17 protein-coding genes are annotated in these 23,499 nt (G+C 69.1%); 14 read left to right on the top strand and 3 right to left on the bottom strand.

Translation table 11 applies throughout. The features are described from left to right. Positions 1–2: 2 nt before the first annotated feature. Complete coding sequence (locus AC1DMN_RS07885; RefSeq protein WP_477229597.1) at positions 3–1,253, bottom strand: class I SAM-dependent methyltransferase; 1,251 nt, start codon at positions 1,251–1,253, stop codon at positions 3–5. Positions 1,254–1,503: 250 nt separating this feature from the next. Here AC1DMN_RS07885 and groES point away from each other — a divergent pair, with 250 nt between their 5' ends. The 5 genes from groES to guaB all read left to right on the top strand — a co-directional run bounded on the left by groES (position 1,504) and on the right by guaB (position 6,541). Beyond that, complete coding sequence (groES, locus tag AC1DMN_RS07880) at positions 1,504–1,800, top strand: co-chaperone GroES (protein ID WP_440733932.1); 297 nt, start codon at positions 1,504–1,506, stop codon at positions 1,798–1,800. A gap of 137 nt (positions 1,801–1,937) precedes the next feature. Next, positions 1,938–2,897 (top strand): EamA family transporter RarD, encoded by a 960-nt coding sequence (gene rarD, locus AC1DMN_RS07875; protein WP_477229596.1) that lies wholly within the window; start codon positions 1,938–1,940, stop codon positions 2,895–2,897. 369 nt (positions 2,898–3,266) lie between these two features. After that, the gene (locus AC1DMN_RS07870) at positions 3,267–4,202 is read left to right on the top strand and encodes a helix-turn-helix domain-containing protein (RefSeq protein WP_477229595.1); all 936 of its coding nucleotides are present in this window, start codon (positions 3,267–3,269) and stop codon (positions 4,200–4,202) included. Between the two features lie 157 nt (positions 4,203–4,359). After that, positions 4,360–4,839 (top strand): hypothetical protein, encoded by a 480-nt coding sequence (locus AC1DMN_RS07865; RefSeq protein WP_440733929.1) that lies wholly within the window; start codon positions 4,360–4,362, stop codon positions 4,837–4,839. A 199-nt stretch (positions 4,840–5,038) separates the two neighbouring features. Then, positions 5,039–6,541, top strand: a complete 1,503-nt coding sequence (gene guaB, locus AC1DMN_RS07860) for an IMP dehydrogenase (protein WP_441977732.1) — start codon at positions 5,039–5,041, stop codon at positions 6,539–6,541. Between the two features lie 128 nt (positions 6,542–6,669). Here the strand turns inward: guaB and AC1DMN_RS07855 are convergent, their stop codons facing one another. Beyond that, entirely contained in the window at positions 6,670–8,160 is a 1,491-nt protein-coding gene (locus AC1DMN_RS07855; protein ID WP_477229594.1) for a DHA2 family efflux MFS transporter permease subunit, read from the bottom strand. Positions 8,161–8,257: 97 nt separating this feature from the next. Between AC1DMN_RS07855 and AC1DMN_RS07850 the strand changes: the two genes are divergently transcribed. From AC1DMN_RS07850 to AC1DMN_RS07830, 5 genes are all read left to right on the top strand, one after another. Then, on the top strand, positions 8,258–8,902 hold the full coding sequence (locus tag AC1DMN_RS07850) for a TetR/AcrR family transcriptional regulator (protein WP_441977730.1): 645 nt from the start codon (positions 8,258–8,260) through the stop codon (positions 8,900–8,902). Positions 8,903–9,118: 216 nt separating this feature from the next. Beyond that, positions 9,119–10,807, top strand: coding sequence for an ABC-F family ATP-binding cassette domain-containing protein (locus AC1DMN_RS07845; protein WP_477229593.1), 1,689 nt, complete (start codon positions 9,119–9,121; stop codon positions 10,805–10,807). A 33-nt stretch (positions 10,808–10,840) separates the two neighbouring features. Continuing rightward, positions 10,841–11,962 (top strand): GuaB3 family IMP dehydrogenase-related protein, encoded by a 1,122-nt coding sequence (locus AC1DMN_RS07840; RefSeq protein WP_477229592.1) that lies wholly within the window; start codon positions 10,841–10,843, stop codon positions 11,960–11,962. An 88-nt stretch (positions 11,963–12,050) separates the two neighbouring features. Continuing rightward, the gene (locus tag AC1DMN_RS07835) at positions 12,051–12,818 is read left to right on the top strand and encodes an SURF1 family protein (RefSeq protein ID WP_477229713.1); all 768 of its coding nucleotides are present in this window, start codon (positions 12,051–12,053) and stop codon (positions 12,816–12,818) included. 368 nt (positions 12,819–13,186) lie between these two features. After that, on the top strand, positions 13,187–17,881 hold the full coding sequence (locus AC1DMN_RS07830; protein ID WP_477229591.1) for an ExeM/NucH family extracellular endonuclease: 4,695 nt from the start codon (positions 13,187–13,189) through the stop codon (positions 17,879–17,881). A 106-nt stretch (positions 17,882–17,987) separates the two neighbouring features. Here the strand turns inward: AC1DMN_RS07830 and AC1DMN_RS07825 are convergent, their stop codons facing one another. After that, positions 17,988–18,983, bottom strand: a complete 996-nt coding sequence (locus AC1DMN_RS07825) for a LacI family DNA-binding transcriptional regulator (RefSeq protein WP_477229590.1) — start codon at positions 18,981–18,983, stop codon at positions 17,988–17,990. Positions 18,984–19,136: 153 nt separating this feature from the next. Between AC1DMN_RS07825 and AC1DMN_RS07820 the strand changes: the two genes are divergently transcribed. Genes AC1DMN_RS07820 through AC1DMN_RS07805 form a run of 4 tightly spaced genes read left to right on the top strand, consistent with a single transcriptional unit; the run spans position 19,137 to position 23,428 of the window. Continuing rightward, positions 19,137–20,423, top strand: coding sequence for an extracellular solute-binding protein (locus tag AC1DMN_RS07820; RefSeq protein WP_477229589.1), 1,287 nt, complete (start codon positions 19,137–19,139; stop codon positions 20,421–20,423). Continuing rightward, a complete protein-coding gene (locus AC1DMN_RS07815) occupies positions 20,420–21,340 on the top strand; it encodes a carbohydrate ABC transporter permease (protein WP_477229588.1) in 921 nt (306 codons plus the stop codon). Before AC1DMN_RS07820 ends, AC1DMN_RS07815 begins: the two co-directional genes overlap by 4 nt. 2 nt (positions 21,341–21,342) lie before the next feature. Then, complete coding sequence (locus tag AC1DMN_RS07810) at positions 21,343–22,194, top strand: carbohydrate ABC transporter permease (protein ID WP_477229587.1); 852 nt, start codon at positions 21,343–21,345, stop codon at positions 22,192–22,194. Between the two features lie 40 nt (positions 22,195–22,234). Further along, complete coding sequence (locus AC1DMN_RS07805; protein WP_477229586.1) at positions 22,235–23,428, top strand: glycoside hydrolase family 1 protein; 1,194 nt, start codon at positions 22,235–22,237, stop codon at positions 23,426–23,428. The last annotated feature ends 71 nt before the right edge of the window (positions 23,429–23,499 follow it).

Below are 23,499 nucleotides of genomic sequence, written 5' to 3'. Positions count from 1 at the left end.
TCTCAGACCCGGTCCGCGAGGATCGCATGCCGCCTGTCGCCGATGCGCACGAGGATCAGGGTCGCCTCCGCGGAGCCGCGCAGGTTCAGCTTCTTGCGGAACGCGGCCGGATCCACGTCCACGCCGCGCTTCTTGATCTCCAGGCGTCCGATGCCCGACTTCTTGAGGGCGGATCCGATCGCCTTCGGGTTCATCGGCAGCACTTCGCGCACCCGGAACGATGCGGCGAACGGGCTGTCGGCAGGAGCATCGGAGGTCAGATACGCGATGTGCGGATCCAGCATGCCCGCGTCGAGGCTGCGCGCCAGGTCGCCGATCAGGCGGGCGCGGATCACGGCGCCGTCGGGCTCGTGCACATAGGCGCCGAGCTCCCGCACCTCGGCGTCCTCCGTGTCGGCAGGGGCGGTCAGCTCGTGCGCGCGGTCGCCGCGCATCACGAGCGCAGCTCGCCGAACACCTCCGCGCGCCAGTTCGCCCGACCACAGCACCAGCTCGACGACGTCACCATCCGCGCTCACCCACTGCGCCTCGACGTCGGTGGGGATCGTGTCCCGGTCATGGGCGGGCCCGAGCTTGATTCCGGTGGGGATGCGCGCGGCGAGCGCGAATGCCCAGTCCAGCGAGGGGGAGTAGTCGTCTGCGGAGACGCGACGGGTCTCGGAATGCCCCGCGCTGCGCCGTGCCGGATCCAGCCACACCGCCTCGGTCGCCCCTCCGGGGTCGTTGAGCGAGGACGCCGAAGGCGACCGAGACGAAACGCCGTCTCCAGCGGTCGAGGGCGCGTGATCCTCCGCGAACCCGTGCCGCACCTCGGCGTCGGATCCGAACGGCGCCAGGTTGTACGCCGCCAGCGCGGCCGTGACCTCGTCGGCATCCACGGCCGTGACCCGCAGTCCCGCGCCGGCGAAGGCGAGCGCGTCGCCGCCGATGCCGCACCCGAGATCGGACACGTGCGCGATCCCGGCGGCGCGCATCCGGCCGGCATGACGCGCGGCGACCGCGAGCCTGGTCGCCTGCTCCAGGCCGGCGCGCGTGAACAGCATCCGGTCCGCGAACTCGCCGAACTTCGCCGCCCCCTTCGTGCGCAGTCGCGCCTGGCCGACCACGGCGGACACGAACTCGGGCGAGTGTCCCTCCGCCCGCAGGCGCATGACCGCGCGGGCGGCCGCATCCGTGGATCCGATCTCGCCGAGCTCGTCGATCGCCCGCAGCGCCTCGGGCGTCAGCAGGGTTCGCAGTTCGCTCATATCCACGCGGTCCAGGCTATCCGTCCGCCATGCGCGGACCGGCCCGTCGAGTGCACGCGCTGTCGGCGAGGGCACACGTTCTTCGCGCCAACACGCAGTGCAGTCGGCGAGTGCGTGTGCTCTCGGCGCGGGGGCGGACGGCAGGGGCAGGTTGGCACTCTGATTGCATGAGTGCCAGCGATGTGCCTAGACTGTCGTTAGCACTCTCAGGCTGAGGGTGCTAATCAGTCTTGAACCGTCAAGAAAGAGGTAGACCGTGTCGGTTTCCATCAAGCCGCTCGAGGACCGCATCGTCATCAAGCAGGTCGAGGCCGAGCAGACCACCGCGAGTGGCCTGGTCATCCCTGACACCGCCAAGGAGAAGCCCCAGGAGGGCGAGGTCGTGGCCGTGGGCCCCGGCCGCATCGATGACAACGGCAACCGCGTCCCGCTCGACGTCAACGTCGGCGACCGCGTGCTCTACAGCAAGTACGGCGGCACCGAGGTGAAGTTCGGCGGCGACGAGTTCCTCGTGCTGTCCGCGCGCGACGTGCTCGCCGTCGTGGTGCGCTGAGCGTCCACTGACGTTTCGAAGGCCCGGATGCCCTGCGCATCCGGGCCTTCGTCGTGTCACGGACCCGATCGGGATCCGAGGGCCATCCATCTCGCACAGCGGCCTGCCTCCTCGCCGCGCGGCAATAAGGTGGATCGGTGACCACCACCCCCCGCAGCGCCCAGACCGTGGGCGTCGCCTCCGCGATCGGCGCGTATCTGCTGTGGGGCGTGCTGCCGCTGTACTTCCTGCTGCTCGCGCCGACGGGCCCTTGGGAACTGGTGGCCTGGCGGGTCGCGCTCTCGTTCGTGTTCTGCCTCATCCTGCTGGCGATCACCCGAGGCTGGAAGCCGCTGATGACGATCGTCCGGCAGCCGCGACTGCTGGCGCTGACGGCGCTCGCCGGGGTGCTGATCTACATCAACTGGCAGGTGTTCGTCCTCGCCACCCTGAACGGCGAGATCGTCGAGACCAGCCTCGGCTATTTCATCAACCCGATCGGCACCATGCTGCTGGGCGTGTTCGTGCTCAAGGAGAAGCTGCGCCGGCTGCAGTGGGTCGCGATCGGTATCGCGACCGTCGCGGTACTGGTGATCGTCTTCGCCCACGGCACCTTCCCATGGATCGCGCTCTCGCTGACCGCCTCGTTCGGCATCTACGGACTCGTCAAGAAGAAGATCGGTCCCTCGGTCGACGCCGTGAGCGGTCTCACCCTGGAGTCGTTCTGGCTGCTGCCGGTCGCTGTCGTACAGCTGATCGCCGTGGGACTCACCACCGGCATCACGATGGGCGCGAACGGCCCGCTCCATGCGAGCCTGCTCGCTTTCGCGGGCATCGCCACCGCCGTGCCGCTGCTGCTGTTCGCCGCGGGCACCCGCAGGATCGGGCTGACCGTGATCGGCATGATCCAGTTCATCACCCCGATCATGCAGTTCCTGGTCGGCGTGCTCGTCATGCACGAGCCGATGCCGACCGAGCGGTGGATCGGCTTCGCGATCGTCTGGGTTGCGATCGCCGTGTTCCTGATCGACCTCGCGCTCGCCGCCCGCCGGATCCGATCCGGCCGAGGAACAGTCGAGGCGTCGCACCCAGGCACCGACACGATCCCCGTGCCCTGACCGACTCGCGGCGGCCGCCTTCTGAATCGGGGTCGACCGGATCCGGGTCTGCTGGATCCCGCGTCTGCCGGATCGGCGTCTGCGGGATCCGCGTCCTTTAGATCCGGGTCTGCGCGACGATGGCGCAGCGAGCAGGGCCGCTGAGCTCCCGGCCCCAGTGGCCCACAGGGCCGGCCCCGCGTGCACCCCAGGCCTCGCTGTGGCCGCGTCCGCCTCCCTGCGCCGAGTGCGTGCGACCCGCTTGTGATCGACGCGCGCGTCACCTCCTCCCGGTCGCCGACTCCTTCCTCTGTGGCGAGTCGAGGTGCGGATGCCCGAAAGGCTCGCCGCATATCGGAACGGCTCGTGGGGAGCCATGGGGAGGCAAGCGTGCTGGTTCAGCAACTTCCGTCGGGGGACGTCGTCGCCCGGCTGGGCAGCGTCCGAGATCGGCCGAGCGTCACGAGCACGCGGGCTCTCCGTGAGGCGAGGACTCCGGCCGCGTCCGCGCCGCCGAAGCACCTGGTGTTCGGCGCGGTGACCATCTCGGTCCATGAGCACGACGCCGGCTCTGACCGCGCCTCCGGTGTCGCTGCCGGACGCCTGAGACTGTTCCTGGTGCGCGGGGGATCCGTCGAGATCCCCACCCGCGACGGCCGGCAGGTGATCCGCGATGGCCAGGGGATCGTGGTGACCGGAACGGCCTCGGTGCGCATGTCGTCCTCATCCTCCGGTGAGGTGATCGGCATCGGCATGCCCCTGGACGAGATCCCGCAGTTCTCGCTGCCGAGGAATGCGGCGATCCCCATCGAGGACGCAGCATTGCTCCGGCCCATCGGAGCGTTCGTGCACACCCTGCACGGCGACGATGAGATCGATGTGCTCTCGCGCGGGCGCTTCTCGCAGATCCTGCGCGACATGCTCCTGGTGGTGATCCGGCGGGCGACCGTCGGCGCCGGGCCTGGGACCGTGCCCTCCATCCATCAGCGCGCCGCCGCGATCCTGCGGCAACGTCATGCGGACGCGGGGCTCAGCCCCGCGGAGGTGGCGGCCGAGGTGAACGTGTCGCTGCGCCAGCTGGAGCGCGAGTTCCAGTCGTCGGGCCGGACGATCCGACAGGAGATCCGGCGCATCCGTGTGGCCGCCGCCGTGGCCCTGCTGCAGGAGGAGGGTCGGCCGCCGCAGACGATCGACGCCATCGCCGTGCAGGTCGGCCTGAGCAACGGGTCGAGTCTGGCGAGGGCGATGGCGGCCGAGAACCTGCCGTCGCCTGCACGCCTGCGTGCGGCGGCACGATCCGGCCTGCCAGGCCGCTGTCATACCTGACACGACCGGCTTCGCACGCGGGTCGACGGGGTGGAGCGCTCGGTGCTCCCGAGGGAGGATCCGCGGGTTGGATGACGGAGGACCACCGCCCCCGACACCCGCGGGGAGCGGTCTCACCGCCTCCGCCCCGACGGACGCAGACAGAACTGGAGCAGTCATGCCCGATACCCTTCCCGCACGCCAGGTACCCCGCCGCGCCATCGTCAAGGGTGCCGCGTGGTCGCTGCCGGTCATCGCCGCGGCGGTGGCGACGCCACTCGCGGCCGCCAGTGAGACGGCGCCCGTGGCGAACTACGCCGAAGTGACCGCGACGGCGAACCCGAAGGTCGGCACGAACCCGAACTTCAAGATCCAGGGCCAGTACACCGACGGCGCGAACTACGTCGACGGCTCCCTCAAGGCCGGCACCCTCGTCACCTTCACGTTCGCGAACGGCGCGACGGCCGCCTCGTACTCGGGCCTGTCCGGCCTGAGCTTCGTCAGCGGAGACCCTGCGGCCGGCGGGCCGGTCATCTTCCAGGTGACGGCGTCGACGACCGCGCAGGTCAAGGTGACGTTCAACAACGTCGCGCCGGTGGGTGGCGCCATCACCGCCGAGGTTCTCGGCGGCACGGGCACCGCGACGATCACGGCCTGATCTGGCGGCGGGACCGGTATCGGCCTCGTTCTCCTCTTCGCCCCGCGGCCGCCGTCATCCCCCTGTGACGGCGGCCGCTCGCATGCGCCGCGGATGAGCGCCCCTGAGCGTCCACTCCACGAGTCCGTTCCTGGGAATACCGCACCCCACGCGGCACTTAGAATCGATACACGCGCGCAGAAGAGGAGCCCCGCAACCCATGGAGCAGCACGACCCGTTCGGTTTTGTCGGATTGACCTACGATGACGTCCTGCTCCTGCCCGGGCACACGGACGTGATCCCGAGCGAGGCGGACACCTCCTCGCGTGTGACGCGCCGGATCTCGGTCGCCACACCTCTGCTCTCCAGTGCGATGGACACCGTGACCGAGGCGCGCATGGCGATCGCCATGGCACGCGAGGGCGGCCTGGGCATCCTGCACCGCAACCTCTCCATCGCCGATCAGGCCGCGCAGGTCGACCGCGTCAAGCGCAGCGAGTCCGGCATGATCACGGATCCGATCACCACGACCCCCGACGCGACGATCGCAGAGGTCGACGCGATGTGCGCGAAGTACCGCATCTCGGGTCTGCCCGTGGTCGACCCCGACGGCCGCCTGGTCGGCATCGTCACGAACCGCGACATGCGCTTCGTCTCCGGATCCGCCAAGCAGACCACGCTCGCGCGCGACGTGATGACGAGCGAGAACCTCGTGACCGCGCCCGTCGGCGTCGAGGCCGCACAGGTCATCGCGCTCTTCGCGAAGCACCGCGTCGAGAAGCTGCCGCTCATCGACGAGGACGGCAAGCTCGCCGGCCTCATCACCATCAAGGACTTCGACAAGAGCGAGAAGTACCCGCTCGCCACCAAGGACGACCAGGGCCGGCTGCGCGTCGGCGCTGCGATCGGCTTTTTCGGCGACGCCTGGGAGCGCGCCGAGGCGCTGCGCGACAAGGGTGTGGACGTGCTCGTCGTCGACACCGCCAACGGCCAGTCGCAGGGCGTGATCGACCTCGTCAAGCGACTCAAGGCGGATCCGTCCTTCGCGCACATCGACATCATCGGCGGCAACGTCGCGACCCGCGAGGGCGCGCAGGCGCTCGTCGACGCCGGAGTGGACGCCGTCAAGGTCGGCGTCGGCCCTGGCTCGATCTGCACCACCCGCATCGTCGCCGGTGTGGGCGTGCCGCAGGTAACGGCCGTGTACGAGGCGTCGCTCGCCGCGCGCCCGGCCGGCATCCCGGTCATCGCAGACGGCGGCCTGCAGTACTCCGGCGACATCGCCAAGGCGCTCGTCGCCGGTGCCGACGCCGTGATGCTCGGATCCCTGCTCGCCGGTACCGAGGAGTCCCCGGGCGAGATCGTGTTCCAGGGCGGCAAGCAGTTCAAGCTGTACCGCGGAATGGGCTCGCTCGGCGCGATGCAGACCCGCGGCAAGCAGACGTCCTACTCGAAGGACCGCTACTTCCAGGCCGACGTGCCCAGCGACGACAAGCTCATCCCCGAGGGCATCGAGGGCCAGGTTCCCTACCGCGGCCCGCTGTCCGCCGTCGCGTACCAGCTGGTCGGCGGCCTGCGCCAGTCGATGTTCTACGTCGGCGCGCGCACGATCGAGGAGCTCAAGACGCGCGGCAAGTTCGTGCGCATCACGGCGGCCGGGCTCAAGGAGTCGCACCCGCACGACGTGCAGATCGTGGTCGAGGCGCCGAACTACAAGCGCTGAGATCTCCGAAGGCCCGGATCCTGAAATCGGATCCGGGCCTTCGTCGTCCACCTGGCCCTGCTCGCTGGTCGCGTATTGCGGTCATCCCTGCCGCAGAACCGCAATCCGCGACCAGCGAGCAGGGGGGCTCAGCGACCCGCGGCGAGAGCCTCCGGAATGGCGGCCTCCGCCTCGACGTCGATCCCATCCTCCGCGTGCCCGCCGCGCCCAGCCGGCAGCCAGAGCGCGATGACGGCGGCGACCAGCAGTACCGCGGCGCCGGTGAACACGGCGGGGCGAGCGGCGTCGACGTAGTGGTCGGGCAGCAGCTGGCCGCCGGCGCCCACGAAGATCGCCGTCATCACGGCGGTGCCAAGGGCGACGCCCAGCTCGCGGAGCGTGGAGTTCACTCCCGACGCCTTCGCGTGGTCGATCAGGCCGAGCGTGGCGAGCAGTGCCGTCGCCGAGGGGGCGAAGACGAGGCCCATGCCGATGCCGGCGAGGACGAAGGGCGCGACGAGAGCGGCGTAGGGCACGTCTGTGGCGAGCTGGGCGGCCAGCCAGCCCAGGGCGACGCCTTGCAGCAGCAGGCCGGTGACGAGCAGCACCCTCGTGCCCACGCGCGGCGCGATCAGGCCCGCGAGCGGCGCCACGATCATCGGCGCGAGCGTCCACGGCGTCGTCTGCACGGCGGCATCGAGCGGGGTCGCACCCTGCACGACCTGCAGGAACTGGATCAGGATGAACACGGATCCGAAGGTGCCGAAGCTGAACGCGAAGCCGACGACGTTCGTGATCGAGAACGACCGGTCGCGGAACAGCCGCAGCGGCATGAGCGGCGCGGCCGAACGCAGCTGCCAGGCGAGGAACGCGATCAGGAGCGCGCCGCCCAGAGCCAGCTCGGCGATCACGCCGATCGTGTCCCAGCCGTCGTCGTTGCCGCGCACGATCGCGTGCACGAGGGCCAGCACGCCGCCGGCGGCGAGCACCGCGCCCGGCACGTCGATGCGCACGCGGGCGCCGAAGTCGTTGGCGAGCACCATCAGAGCCAGCGGGATCGCGATCACGGCGATGGGCACGTTGATCCAGAAGATCGCCTGCCAGTTCCAGCCCTCCATGATGGCACCGCCGATGAGCGGACCGACGGCGACGCCGAGCCCGGAGACACCGCCCCAGATGCCGATCGCGAGCGGGCGGCGGGCGGCGGGCACCGCGCCGGTGAGGAGGGCGAGCGACAGCGGCATGACGGCGGCCGCACCCAGCCCCTGCACCGCGCGGGCGGCGATGAGCTGGCCCGGGTCTGTGCTGAGCGCCGCGAACAGCGAGCCGGCCCCGAACAGAGCGATGCCGAGGGCGAACACGGTGCGGCGGCCGAACCGGTCGCCGAGCGCGGAGGCGACGAGGATCGCGCCGGCGAAGGCCAGCGTGTACGCGTTCACGAACCACTGCAGTTGCTCGATCGTGGCGCCCATCTCGCGGTGCAGCACGGGGAGGGCATTGGTCATGACGAGGTTGTCGAGGGTCGCCATGAACATCGGCAGGGAGGCGGCGGCGATGACGAGCGCGACCGGGCGCGATGGCCGGGGCGCGAGGGTGTTGCGGCTCCGGCGAGCGGCCGGGGCGGGCGAGGGAACGGTCATGGGAAGCTCCAGTTGTAATTGAATGATTACTAGCGCTTGAGTCAATGTAGTAATCGAATGATTACAAAGTCAAGTCATTCGCTGATAACCTTTCGGCATGACATCCGCAGCGCCCACGGACACCGCCCACGGCGACGACTCCGGCCGCCGTCTCTCCTCTCCGGAGCGGCGCGCGCAGATCATCCTCGCCGCGCTGACGGTCTTCGGCTCGCGCGGCTACGAGGGGGCCACGACCGACCAGGTCGCGCGCGCCGCGGGCGTCAGTCAGCCCTATGTCGTGCGCCTGTTCGGATCCAAGGAGAACCTCTTCCTCGCGACGATCGAGTTCTCGCTCGACCGCCTGCTGTCGGTCTTCCGCGAGGCGCTCGCCGCGTCCGACGAGGGCGGCGAGCAGCCCGTCGGCAAGCGCATCGGGGAGGCCTACGTCGACCTCATCGAGGTGCGGGGTCTGCACCAGACGCTCGCGCACGCCTATCTCCTCGGCAGCAATCCGGCCATCGGAGCTGCGGCCCGCCAGGGGTTCGCGAGGGTCTGGCGCTTCTTCCGGGACGAGGTGGGCCTCGAAGCCGACGAGGCGCGCAGCTTCCTCGCCGAGGGCATGCTCATCAGCACCATGATCGGACTGCGGATCGTGGACGACTATGGATCCGATCCGCAGATCACCGAACTGTTCCGGGCGTGCTTCCCCAACAAGCTGCCGCATGTGCTCGAGGTGCTGCCGCGCAACGAGCACCGGCTGTAGCCAGCGGGGCAGCGGCCCTGTGCGGCTGCGACGGATGCACGATGCTGCGACGCATGCAGGACGAATCCGGTGATTCAGCCCTGCAGGCGTAGCGCGGTCCTGCACGTCTCGCGCCTGCAACCGCACACATCGTCACCGGATCCGGCCGGCCGCTGTTCCTGATAGCCTGGTGGGCTCGCTGTCGCGCAAGAGCTCGCGGGCGAAAGGACCACCACCGTGGGGTACATCGATGTCGCCGGCGTCTCGCTCACCCTGCCCGACGGCCGCCCCCTGCTCGATGAGGCCTCGTTCCGCGTCGGCGCCGGATCCACGAGCGCCCTGATCGGGCCGAACGGCGCCGGCAAGTCCACGATCCTGCGGATCATCCGCGGCGACCAGGCTCCGGACGCCGGGGTCGTGACGATCGACGGATCCCTCGGCGTGATGGACCAGTTCGTGGGCCACGGCCAGGAGGGGCAGACGGTGCATGAGCTGCTCATCGCGGTCGCCCCCTCGCGCATCAGGGAGGCGGCCGAGGCGCTCGAGTCCGCCGAGAACGCCCTGATCGAGGACGACACCGAGCCCACGCAGATGCGGTATGCGACCGCGATCGCCGAATACGCGGACGCCGGGGGATACGAGCACGAGACGGTCTGGGACCAGTGCACGGTGGCCGCTCTCGGCGTCCCGTTCGAGCGGGCGCGGTTCCGCGATCTCGCGACGCTTTCCGGCGGCGAGCAGAAGCGGCTCGCGCTCGAGGCGCTGCTGCGCGGCCCGGATGATGTGCTGCTGCTCGACGAGCCGGACAACTACCTCGACGTGCCGGGCAAGCGCTGGCTCGAGGAGCGGTTGCGCGAGACGCCGAAGACGGTGCTGCTCGTGTCGCACGACCGCGAGCTGCTCGCCAGGGCGGCCGATCGCATCGTCACCCTCGAGCCGGGCGGCGCGGGCGCCACGGCGTGGGTGCACGGCGGAGGGCTCGGCACCTACCATCAGGCACGGATCGATCGGATGGACCGGCTCGATGAGCTGCGTCGGCGCTGGGACGAGCAGCACGAGAAGCTGAAGACCCTCGTCGCGAACCTCAAGGTCAAGGCGTCCGCGAACGACGGCTTCGCCTCGCGCTATCAGGCCGCGCAGACCAGACTGCGCAAGTTCGAGGAGGCGGGTCCGCCCGAGGAGCGCCCGCCCGCGCAGGACTTCGACATGCGACTGCGCGGTGCGCGCACGGGCAAGCGCGCGATCGTGTGCACCGACCTCGAGCTGACCGGTCTCATGCGGCCCTTCGATGCTGAGCTCTGGTTCGGCGACCGTGTGGCTGTGCTGGGCTCGAATGGATCCGGGAAATCGCACTTCCTGCGGCTGCTGGCCCGCGGCGGCAGCGATCCCGATGCGACGCTCGGACATCTCACGAGCGCCGGGGAGCGGCTCGATGAGGTCGCCCACACCGGCACGGCGGTGCTGGGCGCACGCGTCGTGCCTGGGCTGTTCGCGCAGACCCACGCGCATCCGGAGTTCGCCGGACGCACGCTGCTCGAGATCCTGCACCGCGGCGACGACCGCAGGGCGGGGATGCCCCGGGATGCGGCCAGCTCGGCCCTGGACCGCTACGGGCTGGTGCGCCAGGCGCAGCAGGAGTTCTCGCAGCTCTCCGGCGGGCAGCAGGCACGGTTCCAGGTGCTGCTGCTCGAGCTGTCCGGTGCGACCCTGCTCCTGCTCGACGAGCCCACGGACAACCTCGACCTCGAGTCGGCCGAGGCGCTCGAGGACGCGACCGCGAGGTTCGAGGGCACCGTCGTCGCGGTCACCCACGACCGCTGGTTCGCGCGCTCGTTCGACCGCTTCCTCGTGTTCGGCGAGGACGGCGGCGTGTACGAGTCGGACGCGCCGGTGTGGGACGAGCGCCGGGTCGCGCGCACCCGCTGAGGGCGGCAGAGGCAACCCGGGTAGGCTGGGGTCGTGACTCAGGAGATCGAGCTCGGCCGAGGCAAGCGCGCGCGTCGCGCATACACGTTCGACGACATCGCGGTGGTGCCGTCGCGGCGCACCCGCAACCCGGAGGACGTCTCCACCGCGTGGACGATCGATGCGTTCCCGTTCGAGATCCCCGTGCTCGGCGCCCCGATGGATTCGGTGATCAGCCCTCGCACGGCCATCATGCTGGGCCAGCTCGGCGGCCTGGGTGTGCTCGACCTCGAGGGCCTGTGGACCCGCTACGAGGATCCGCAGCCGCTGCTCACCGAGATCGCCGGTCTCGACGAGGCCACCGCCACTTCGCGCATGCAGGAGCTCTACGCCGAGCCGATCAAGCCCGAGCTGATCAAGGCGCGTCTGGCCGAGATCCGTGAGGCCGGGGTCACGGTCGCCGGATCCCTCACGCCGCAGCGTACCCAGGAGCTGTACCAGACCGTCGTGGAGGCGGGCGTCGACCTGTTCGTCATCCGGGGCACGACCGTCTCGGCCGAGCACGTGTCGAGCGTCGCCGAGCCGCTGAACCTGAAGAAGTTCATCTACGACCTCGATGTCCCCGTGATCGTGGGCGGTGCCGCCACCTACACCGCGGCCCTGCACCTCATGCGCACCGGCGCGGCGGGCGTGCTGGTCGGCTTCGGTGGGGGAGCGGCCTCCACCACCCGCGCCACGCTGGGCATCCACGCGCCGATGGCCACGGCCGTCTCCGACGTCGCCGCAGCGCGCCGTGACTACCTCGATGAGTCGGGCGGCCGCTACGTGCACGTGATCGCCGACGGCGGCGTGGGCACCTCGGGCGACATCGTCAAGGCGCTCGCGATGGGCGCCGACGCGGTCATGCTCGGCGTCGCGCTCGCGCGAGCCACCGACGCTCCCGGCCAGGGCTTCCACTGGGGTCCCGAGGCGCACCACCCGAAGCTGCCGCGCGGCCGGCGCGTGGCGGTCGACGGCGTCGCGACGCTCGAGGAGATCCTGTACGGTCCCGCCCCCGTCGCAGACGGCACCGCCAACCTCATCGGCGCCCTGCGCAAGTCGATGGCGACCACGGGCTACTCCGACCTCAAGGAGTTCCAGCGCGTCGAGGTCGTGCTCTCCCCGTACGAGTCCTGAACGTCCGCCGTTCTTGAACCGTCCCGTGTCCTCTCCGCAGCACTCCGCCGTTCCGACCCCGGAGTTTCCGCCGACCCTGCGCGAGGTCATGCTGCGCGGCCGGTGGATCGGCATGCTGCTGCTGTGCCTCGTGGTGGCCGGCGTGTTCGCCTGGCTCGGCCAGTGGCAGCTCGGCCGCGCCATCGACACGAACCCGCCGCCGCCCGGGGCCACCGAGAAGGTGCTGCCGATCGACCAGGTCGTGAAGCCGGGCGCCTACCTGGACGCACCTCTGGTGGGTCAGCGCGCCGAGACCAGCGGATCCTGGGTCCCCGATGACTTCCTCATCGTCGCCTCGCGTTTCAATGACGGTGCCGAGGGCTATTGGGTGACCGGGCAGCTGCGCATCGCCGGCACCGCGGAGCCCACCTCGCTGGCGGTCGCGATCGGCTGGGCCCCCGATGAGAAGGCCGCCAAGGCCGCTGTGCAGCGCCTGGAGCAGACCGCCGACGGATCCGTCGTCTCTGTGACCGGTCGACTCATCTCCGATGAGGGGCCCGTGGCCCCGCCGCAGGATCAGCCGACCCGCATGGACCGGATGTCGCCGGCCGCGCTGCTCGGGTTCTGGCACGACACCGCCGAGCTGAACGTCTACCGGCCGTACCTCGCTTCCGCCACCCCGCTCGGCGGACTCGACACGATCTCCTCGCCGGCGCCGGAGGAGCACTCCTCGGTCAACTGGCTGAACATCTTCTACGCCGTCGAGTGGGCGATCTTCGCCGGTTTCGCGTTCTACCTCTGGTACCGACTGGCGAAGGATGCCTGGGAGCGCGAGGTCGAGGACTTCGACGAGCGGCACGGCACCGCCGGCGGCTGAGTCCCGCACTCTGCTGCGAGTTGAGTCCCGGCGCGCCACCGTGGGCCGCGGCCTGACCCCTCGCGTGGGAGATGTGCGCTTCGCTCGGAGGGATTCCCGGATCCGGTCCGAGGATGGCGTACATCTCCGAAAGAGACGACCGCGAACCTCCCGCTCGTACGAGCAAGGAGCGCGTCTGCCCTGCACCTTCGCGCGCCATCCGGTGAAGATCCGTTGTCCTGACAGTGAACTCCTCTCAGCGCGCCCCTAAGGTCCTTGAAGCCCATGCATAGCCTCGCTTAGGGTCGGGTCGTATGCGCCGTCCCCAGGCGGCGCCGTCGGCGGTCCCACGAGGCGGCCGGCGCCCCACCCCGCGAGGAGACAGCACCTTGACGAACGTCCCTGCCGACGAGAACCGCGTGGTTCCCGCCGTGAATCGCAGAAGGCGGGTGCGCCTGTGCGCGCTCGCCGTCACCACCATCAGCGCCGTCGGCGCCGGCGCCCTCGTGGCGCTCCCGGCCTTCGCCGACACCTCCGGAACCGGGGTGGTGATCAACGAGGCGTATCTCTCCGGCGGCAGCGCCGGCGCGGCGTTCACGAACAAGTTCGTCGAGCTCTACAACCCCACCGACGCGGCGATCGCGCTCGACGGCACCTCCGTGCAGTACCGCTCCGCGAGCGGCACGGGCAACGCCAACGGCGTCGTCCCGCTCGCCGGATCCATCCCCGCGCACGGCTACTACCTCGTGCAGGGCGGCAGCAACGGCGCCAACGGCGCTGCGCTGCCCTCGCCCGACGCGACCGGCGGCCTGAACCCCAGCGGCTCCGCGGGCACGATCGCGCTCGTCAAGGGCACGTCGGCGGTCGCGCTCCCGACCGGATCCGTCGTCGGCAGCGCCGACGTGATCGACCTGCTCGGCTATGGCACGTCCAACACGTTCGAGGGCGCCGCGGCGACCGCTCCCGCGGGCAACACCGACGTGAAGTCGCTCAACCGCGCCCAGGGCGCGGACACCGACGCGAACAACGTCGACTTCGCGCTCTCGGCGTCGATTACGCCGACCAACACCAAGAACAACGGCACCGACCCGGGTCCCGACCCCGAGCCGACGCCGACCCCGACCCCGACGGACACCCCCGCTCCCGGTGCGGCGAAGGCCATCGCCGAGGTGCAGGGCACCGGCGACACCTCGCCGTTCGTCGACCAGACCGTCACCGTGCAGGGCGTCGTCACCGGCGACTACCGCACCGGCGGCTACAAGGGCGTCACGATCCAGACCGCCGGCACCGGTGGCGACGTCAAGACGGCAGGCGCCTCGGACGGCATCTTCGTCTACCTGAACGCGCTCGCCCCGTCCGTGGCGCGCGGCGACCTCGTCTCGGTGACGGGCAAGGTGTCGGAGTACTTCGGCCAGACGCAGATCACCCCGGCCACGGTGGGCGACATCTCCGTGGTGACGGCCGGCGCGGGCCTGCCGCAGCCGGTCGCGCTGCCCGACAGCGTGCGCGGCGCCGACCGTGAGGCGTACGAGAACATGCTCGTCGCGCCCACCGGTACGTACAAGCTCGCGTCCAGCCACCAGCTGTACAACTACGGCACGCTGTGGCTCAACGCCGGTGACAAGCTCAACGTCAAGGCGACCGAGCTCGCTCGCCCCGGTGCCGAAGCAGACGCGATCACCGCCGCCAACCGCGCGAACCGGATCCTGCTCGACGACGGCTGGTCGTCGCAGATCGGCAAGGGCGGACACACCGGCGGTCAGCCGTACTTCACGAAGGACACGGTCGTGCGCAACGGCGACACCGTGAGCTTCCCCGCCGAGGGCGAGGTCCTGCAGTACGGCTTCGACGACTGGCGGCTGCAGCCGGTGGTGCCGATCTCGGGTACGAGCGACGCCTCGCACAAGCCGACGTTCGGCAACGAGAACCCGCGCACGGACGCCCCGCCGGCGACCGGCGGCGACGTGAAGGTGGCGTCGTTCAACGTCTACAACTTCTTCACGACGCTCTCCAGCGAGAACGCCGACGCGCGTGGCGCGAAGACGGCGGCGCAGTTCCAGATCCAGCGCTCGAAGATCGTCTCGGCGATCAACGGACTGGGCGCCGACGTGGTCGGTCTCATGGAGGTCGAGAACGGGCCGAAGTTCGGACTCCCGCTCGACGCGCCGCTGCAGAACCTCGTGCAGGGGCTCAACGACGCGGCCGGATCCGACGTGTGGGACTACGTCCGCACGCCGCAGGCGCTGAACGACGCGTCCATCACCGACGCGATCACCACCGCGATCATCTACAAGAGGGCGTCCGTCACGCTCAAGGGCGATGCCTCGACCATCGTCGATGAGACCGTGTTCGGCAACGCGCGCGAGCCGATCGCGCAGACGTTCCAGACCGCCCAGGGTCGCGTGCTCTCGGTCGTCACGACGCACCTGAAGTCGAAGTCCCCGCCGCAGAATGCGGGACCGGAGCCGGCCGACGGCCAGGGCTTCTTCAACGCCGACCGCGTCGCGCAGGCCAAGGCCGAACTGGCCTTCGCGCAGAAGGTGCAGAACGACTCGGGCAGCGGCGATGTGTTCCTGGTCGGAGACTTCAACGCCTATGGCAAGGAGGATCCGATCGACGTGTTCACCCAGGCCGGGTGGACCGACGTCGAGCCGACGCACGCGGCGGGGCAGTACACCTACTCCTTCGACGGTGAGCTCGGATCCCTCGACCACGTGATCGCGTCGCCGTCCGCAGCGAAGGCCATCACCGGCGCCGGCGTGTGGAACATCAACTCGCCGGAGTGGAGCGACCGCGGCTACGCGTTCGCCGCCACCGAGGCGGGCACGCCGTACCGCTCCAGCGACCACGACCCGATCGTCGTCGGGCTCAAGGGCGCAGCGGATCCGGTCGACATCAACATCGCGACGATCAACGACTTCCACGGACGCATCGAGGCCGACGGCGCCGCCGCCGGCGCCGCGGTCGTGGCGGGCGCGGTCGAGCAGTTCCGCAAGCAGAACCCGAACACGATCTTCGCGGCTGCCGGTGACCTCATCGGCGCCTCCACGTTCACGTCGTTCATCCAGCAGGACAACCCCACGATCGACGCGCTGAACGCCGCCGGTCTCGACGTGAGCGCGGCCGGCAACCACGAGTTCGACCAGGGCTACGCCGACCTCCGCGACCGGGTCATCCCGCGTGCGGACTGGACGTACCTCAGCTCGAACGTGTTCCTCACCGCCGACGGCAAGCCGGCCCTCACCCCGGCGTGGGTGAAGGACGTGCAGGGCATCAAGGTGGGCTTCATCGGCGCGGTGACCGAGGATCTGCCGACCCTCGTCTCGCCGGACGGCATGAAGGGCCTCGAGGTGCGCGACATCGCCACCTCCGTGAACCAGGTGGCTGCCACGCTGAAGGACGGCGATGAGTCCAACGGCGAGGCCGATGTGATCATCCTGCTCGTGCACGAGGGCGCGACCACCACCGATGTGGCCAGCATCACGCCCGAGTCGCGTCTGGGCGAGATCGTGAACGGCGTCGACAAGAGCGTGAACGCGATCGTCTCGGCGCACACGCACCTCGCGTACAACCACGTGATCGACGGACGCCCGGTGGTCTCCGCCGGCCAGTACGGCGAGAACATGGGCCTGATGGACCTCAAGGTCGACCCCGCCACGAAGAAGCTGCTCTCGATCACCAACGAGATCAAGCCGCTCACCGTCAACAAGGTGCCGCAGTACCCGGCCGACCCCGCGGTGCAGGCGATCGTCGACGCGGCGAAGAAGAAGGCCGACGAGCTGGGTGCTGTGAAGCTCGGCGACATCACCGCCGACTTCAACCGCGCACGGCAGAGCGACGGCAAGACGGAGAATCGCGGTGGCGAGTCCACCCTGGGCAACTTCGTCGCCGACGTGCAGAAGTGGTCCACCGGAGCCGACTTCGCGGTGATGAACCCGGGTGGTCTGCGCGCCAACCTCACCTACGCGTCCAACGGCGCGGGGGATGCGGACGGCAGCGTCAGTTACCGGGAGGCGGCGACGGTGCAGCCGTTCGCCAACACCCTGATGACGGTGAAGCTTACCGGCGCCCAGGTGAAGCAGGTGCTCGAGCAGCAGTGGCAGCCCGCGGGTTCCGCGCGTCCGTTCCTCAAGCTCGGCGTCTCCAAGGAGCTGACCTACACGTACGACCCGGCCGCTGCGGCGGGGTCGCACATCACGGGCATCTTCGTGAACGGCGCACCGATCGATGCGGCCGCGACCTACACGGTGGGGGCCAACGCCTTCCTCGCGGCAGGCGGCGACGCGTTCACGGCGTTCCAGCAGGGCGCCGACAAGAAGGACACCGGCAAGGTGGACCTGCAGTCGATGGTCGACTGGTTCGCCGCGAACAAGACCGCGACCCCGGATCTCGCTCAGCGCGCGGTCGGTGCGGTGCTCTCCGCTCCGACGGATGCGGCCGGCTACAAGCCGGGAGAGAGCGTCACCCTGAACCTCACCTCGCTCGCGTTCACCGCGGGGGAGCAGGCTCCGGGCGGTGTCACGGTCACGCTCGGCGGTTCGCCGCTCGCGACGTCCGCGGTCGATGGGGCCATGACGCTCGACGCGTATGACGAGGCGGGCAAGGCCACGCTGACGTTCGCGATCCCCGCGGGCCTCAACGGCGCGCAGACGCTGCACGTCGCGGTCGCCGGCGCGGGCACCGTTGTCGACCTGCCGATCACGGTGGCAGGTCAGACCGGGCCGTTCCAGGGGACCGTCGAGGTCGCCGGCAACGGCAAGGTGCAGGCCGGCGGTCCGGTGGCGATCCGTGGGGCGAAGTTCACCCCGGGTCAGACCGTGACGCTGGAGCTGCGCGGCAAGAAGGGCGAGGTCGTCGCACTGGGTACGGCGGTGGTCGGTGTGGACGGTGCGTTCTCGGCGGCACCCGTCGTGCCGAAGAGCACGCAGCCCGGAAAATACACCCTCGCGGTCGTGCAGGCCGACGGCAACCAGGCCACCGCAGCCGTGCAGGTCAGCCGCGGCAACGGCCACGGCGGCGTGCTCGAGGTGATCGGCACGGTCTTCGGCTGGGTGTGGGATCTGCTGAAGTCCTTCTTCGGCTGATCCGCCACGGTGCGATCAACGGAGGCCGTCGGGTTCGCCCGGCGGCCTCCGTCGTCCGTGCCGTGGGCCGGCCCTGTCGGGTCGGTAGGGCGAGCCGGCCCCTCGGTCAGGCCTGATCTGCCCGGGGCGAGGCCGTCGAGGATCGTACGACCAGGGTCGTCGACAGCTCCGTGCGGGCTGCAGGGGTTCGACCGAGTCGGAGCTGGACGAGTGCGTCCACGGCGGCAGCGCCCATCTGCGCTAGTGGCTGGCGGATGGTGGTCAGCGGCGGATCCGTCCAGCCCGCAGGCGGCAGATCGTCGAAGCCGATCACCGAGATGTCCTCGGGGATGCGCAACCCTTGCTCGTGAAGGGCGTGGATCGCCCCGATCGCGGTGTCGTCGCTCGCGGCGAAGATCGCTGTGGGCGGCTGGGCGAGCGCCAGCAGCGTGTTCGTCGCGGCGAGTCCTTGATCCATGCCGTAATGCGCGCGAATGACGAGGTCGTCGTCGACGCGGAGGCCGGCCTGCAGCATCGCTGCCTGGAAGCCCGCGAGGCGCGCGATCGCGTTGTCCTGGTCGAGCGATCCCGTGATCGTCGCGATGCGCCGGTGACCGAGCGCCAGCAGATGCTGTGCGGCGTCGAAAGCGCCTTGGAAATTCGTGGCGGCGATCGACAGCGCGCCCTCGGGGGCACGGTGCAGCGGATCCACCACGACGAGGGGGACGCCGGCCTCGGCAAGAGCGCGACGTGCGTCATCGCTCGGCACGGCGACGACGCTCAACAACCCGTCGGTGCCCCGGGCCAGCGCGTGCCGCACCCAATCGTCGCAGTCGTCGGGTGACGGTTCCACGGCGAGCACGACGTCCTTGCCGTGGGCTCGTGCGGCCTCGACCGCGCCGCGCACGACGGCCTCGGACCATGCTCCGTCGAGGCTGACGACGCGGACATCCAGGAAACCCGTGGTTGCTCGGGGGCGGATCGCATAGCCGTGCCGTTCGAGCACCGCGGTGACGCGCTCCCGCGTGGCGAGGGCGACGTCGGGGCGCGAATTCAGGACCTTCGAGACGGTGGGAACGGAGACTCCGGCCTCCGAAGCGATCAGGTCGAGGTGGACTGCCATGGTTCCCTTCATCGGACTTTCCGAAAACACTATCGCACGCTCCGGCAGAAGAAAAGCGATTCTGGCAGTAGACGGATGGGACTTTGCGCCCTACTATTTCGACAACAGCAGTCGAAATTTCGTAAAGACATGTCGAAACACGAAGGAGTGCGCATGCGAAGGTTGCGAGTCACCACGATCACGGCGATGGCGCTCGGCGCCGTCCTGATCCTCTCGGGATGCGGGCGCGGGGCGGCCGGCGACGCCGGCGGGCAGGGGTCCGCCGGACCGGCCGCCGAGGGCAAGGCCGACGGCGTCGTCGAAGTCTGGACGGCCGGCGGCCACGCAGACAATCTCAAGCTCCTCGCCAAGCCCTGGCTGAAGGCGAATCCGCACGCCACCCTGAAGGTCACGGATGTGCCCTGGGATCAGGTGATCACGAAGGTCCAGACCGCGACGGCTGCGGGGAAGGGCCCGGACATCATCATGACCGGCAGCGATCAGACGGCCACCGCGATCGGCATGGGTGCATTCGAGCGGGTGCCGGACGGCGTCTACGACACGAAAGACTTCTACCCGGCCGCGGTGGACTCGGTGACCGGCCAGGACGGTGCCTACGCGATGCCCTGGTACGTCGAGACCCGCTTCCTGTTCTATCGGAAGGACATCGCGGCCCAGCTCGGCCTGTCGGCGCCGAAGACCTGGGCGGACATCGAGAAGATGGCGGCTGCTTTCAAGGCCCGCCCCGGAGGGACCTACGGCATCAGCCTGCCGCGACCGGTCGAGCAGCCCGCGCAGGTCATCGTGCCGTTCGACTCGCAGGCCGGAGGAAAACTGACGGACGGGAAGAAGTGGACCATCGACACTCCTGAGCTGATCTCGGCGCTGGACTTCTACGCCGGCTTCTTCGCGCGTCACGAGGCGCCTCTGGAGACGACCGACGCCACGTTCGAGAACGGCGGCACGCCGATGTTCATCTCGGGACCGTGGATGCTGGATGTCTTCTCGCAGGCGATCAAGACCGGCACGGCGCCCGCCGACTTCACCATGGACGCGGTCGGCTACACCGTGTTCCCGACCGGTCCCGGCGGCAACAACAACCAGTACATCGGCGGGGGCAACCTCGGCGTCTTCGCCTCGGCGAAGAACAAGGCGTCGGCATGGTCGCTGCTGTCGTGGATGGGGAAGAAGACGCAGCAGGAGGAATGGTTCGGCCTGCAGAAGGAGCTCCCCGCGAACATCGCCGCCGGTGAGATCCCGTCGATCCAGGACAATCCCGTGACGAAGGTGCTCATGCAGCAGATGAAGGACACCGTCGCGATGCCGAACTATCCGGCGTGGTCGCAGATCGCGGATCTCCTCGGCAAATACTCGGAGCAGGTCGCCAGCGGGCAGATCACGAGTGCGCAGGCCGCGAAGGAGATCCAGGCCAAGGCGGACGGGATCGGGCTCGGGTGGTGAACAGCACGCCGAAGCGGCCGGGGAAGACTTCTTCCCTGGCCGCGCAGCGCCGCCGCTCGGCGCTCATCGCGTGGATCTTCGTCGCGCCGTTCGTGCTGACGTTCGGTGTGTTCAGCATGATCCCGCTCGTGAGCTCGCTGGCGATGTCGTTCACCGACCTCAGGGCGCGCGACATCCGCAACCCGTTCAACGTCGATTTCGTCGGGTTCGCGAACTTCGTCACGGTCCTCACCGACGAGTCGTTCCTGCACGCGCTGCGCAACACGCTGTTGTTCGTCGTGATCGGGGTGCCCGCCACGATGTTCATCGCATTGGTCCTCGCGGTCCTGCTGAATTCGCTGAGCCGCCGGGTGGCGACGTTCTTCCGCGTCGGCTACTACATGCCGGTGATCACCACGATCGTCGCCGTCGCGATCGTGTGGCGCCTGATGTACCAGGACACCGGGGTCATCAACACGATCCTCGGCTGGATCGGGATCAACGGACCGAACTGGCTGAGCGATCCGCACACGGCGCTCCTCGCCATCACGGTGATGGCGATCTGGCGGAACATCGGAGGATCGATGGTCATCTTCCTTGCAGGGCTGCAGAGCATCCCGTCGGAGATCAACGAGGCGGCGTCGATCGATGGGGCCGACGCCAGGCAGAAGTTCTTCCGGGTGACCATCCCGATGATGATGCCGACGATCCTCCTCAACACGATCCTCATCACCACCGGGTACATGCAGTTCTTCGACGAGCCGTTCGTGATGACGAACGGCGGCCCGCTGGACTCGACGACCTCGATCGCATTGCAGGTCTACAACCAGTTCAAATACGGGAACTATTCGGTCGGGGCAGCAGGCGCGTACGTCCTGTTCGTGCTCGTCGGCATCCTTGCGATCGTCCAGTTCCGCTTCTTTCGGCAGAGGACCTGACCATGACCGCTACGCGCACGCATCGGCCCCCGCTCCGCTGGGGCAATCTCCTGGTGATGATCGTCCTCTCGATCGGCCTCGCCGCCACGATCCTGCCGTTCGTGTGGATGGTGCTCGGAGCGTTCAAGACGAACGCCGAGATCATGGCACGACCGGTCACGTGGTGGCCCGAGCATCCGACGCTGGACAACTTCACGGCATGGCTCTTCGAGTTCGACATCGTCCGACCGTTCGTCAACTCGGTGATCCTGGCCGGCGCCACCGTCGCGACGACCCTGCTGTTCTCATCGATGGTCGGCTGGGCGCTGGCGAAGATGAGCTTCCCCGGGAAGAACGTGATCATCGTCGTGGTCCTGTCCACCATGTTCGTCCCCGGGATCGTCACACTGATCCCGCAGTTCGTTCTGATCGCGAATCTGGGCATGGTGAACACCTACTGGGGGCTGATCCTCCCCGGCATGGTCGGAGCGTTCGGCGTCTTCCTGATGAGGCAGTTCATGCTCGAGATCCCCGACTCCCTGCTGGATGCCGCCCGGATCGACGGAGCAGGGGAGTTCAGGACGTTCTTCCAGATCGTCCTGCCGCTGTGCAAGGCGCCGCTGGCGACGCTCGCGATCTTCACGTTCATGGGGTCGTGGAACAGCTTCCTCTGGCCGCTGATCATCTCCCAGGACGATTCGATGTACACCCTCCCGGTATCGCTGGCGCTGTTCTCGTCGGATGCCGGTGGACACGGGACGGAGTTCGGACTGCAGATGGCCGGATCGTTCCTCATCGTGATCCCGGTGCTCGTGCTCTTCGTCGCGATGCAGAAGCACTTCGTCCAGGGCATCGCGATGACCGGCATCAAATGACCGCACCTCTTCACAATCCATCCGAAGGGATCCACACCGCATGACTGCATTCACCCCCGCGCCCGACCGATTCCTGTGGGGCGCCGCGACGGCGGCGCATCAGGTCGAAGGCGGCAACGTCAACACGGGGCATTGGGAGCTCGAGTACGCACCGGGGACCACTGTCCCAGAGCCCTCGGGCGATGCCTGCGATTCCTACCACCGCTTCCCCGAAGACATCGGGCTGCTGGCAGAAGCCGGACTCAATGCGTACCGGTTCTCGGTGGAGTGGGCACGCATCGAACCCGAGGAGGGGGTCGTGTCGCGCGCCCAGCTGGATCACTACCGACGCATGATCGACACGTGCCGAGATCGCGGCATCGACCCCGTCGTGACGCTGCATCACTTCACGTTCCCGCGCTGGTGGGAGCATGACGGCGGCTGGTACTCCGACCGCAGCACCGACAGGTTCCGCAGGTTCACCGAGATCTGCACGAGCATCCTCGACGACGTGGACTGGGTGATCACGATCAACGAGCCGAACATGATGGTCAATCAGACCGAGGCTCGTATCGACACCGAGAACGGCGTCAACTTCCCCGGCCCCTCTCCGTACGTCGCCCGCGCGATCGCGGCCGCGCACCACGCGTCGACCGAGGTGCTGCGTGAGTTCGGCGGGGTGCAATCGGGGTGGTCCGTGGCGAACCAGGTGTTCCAAGCGGTACCGGGCTGGGAGGCGCAGCGCGACGAGTGGCAGTACTGGCGGGAGGACTTCTTCCTCGAGCAGGCCCGAGGAGACGACTTCATCGGCGTGCAGTCCTACTTGCGCACGATCATCGGGCCCACCGATGACGTGGACGGGTTCGGCCCGCAGCCCTGGCCCGAAGGCACGGAGCGGACGCTGACCGGGTGGGAGTACTACCCCGAGGCGCTGGGTCATGCGCTGAGGCACACCCGCGACGTGACCGGCGGCGTCCCGATGATGGTCACGGAGAACGGTATCGCCACCGCCGACGATCGCCGACGCATCCAGTACACGACGGGCGCGTTGTCGGCGATGGCCGAGGCGATGGCCGACGGGTGCGACGTCCGGGGCTACCTGCACTGGTCGCTTCTCGACAACTACGAGTGGGGGTCGTTCCATCCGACCTTCGGGCTGATCGCCGTGGATCGCGACACGTTCGCCCGCACCCCGAAGCCGAGCCTGTCCTGGCTCGGCGGGCTCGCTCAGCGCAACGTCATCCCGCGGGCCTGACCGCTCGCCCGTTCGCCGGGATCGGGCGCCAACCCGGGGCGCTCGATCCCGGCCCGACCGCTCCTGAACCG

The organism is Microbacterium sp. 01T413_2 (assembly GCF_056398985.1).
This window is presented reverse-complemented; position numbering and strand designations above follow the sequence as displayed.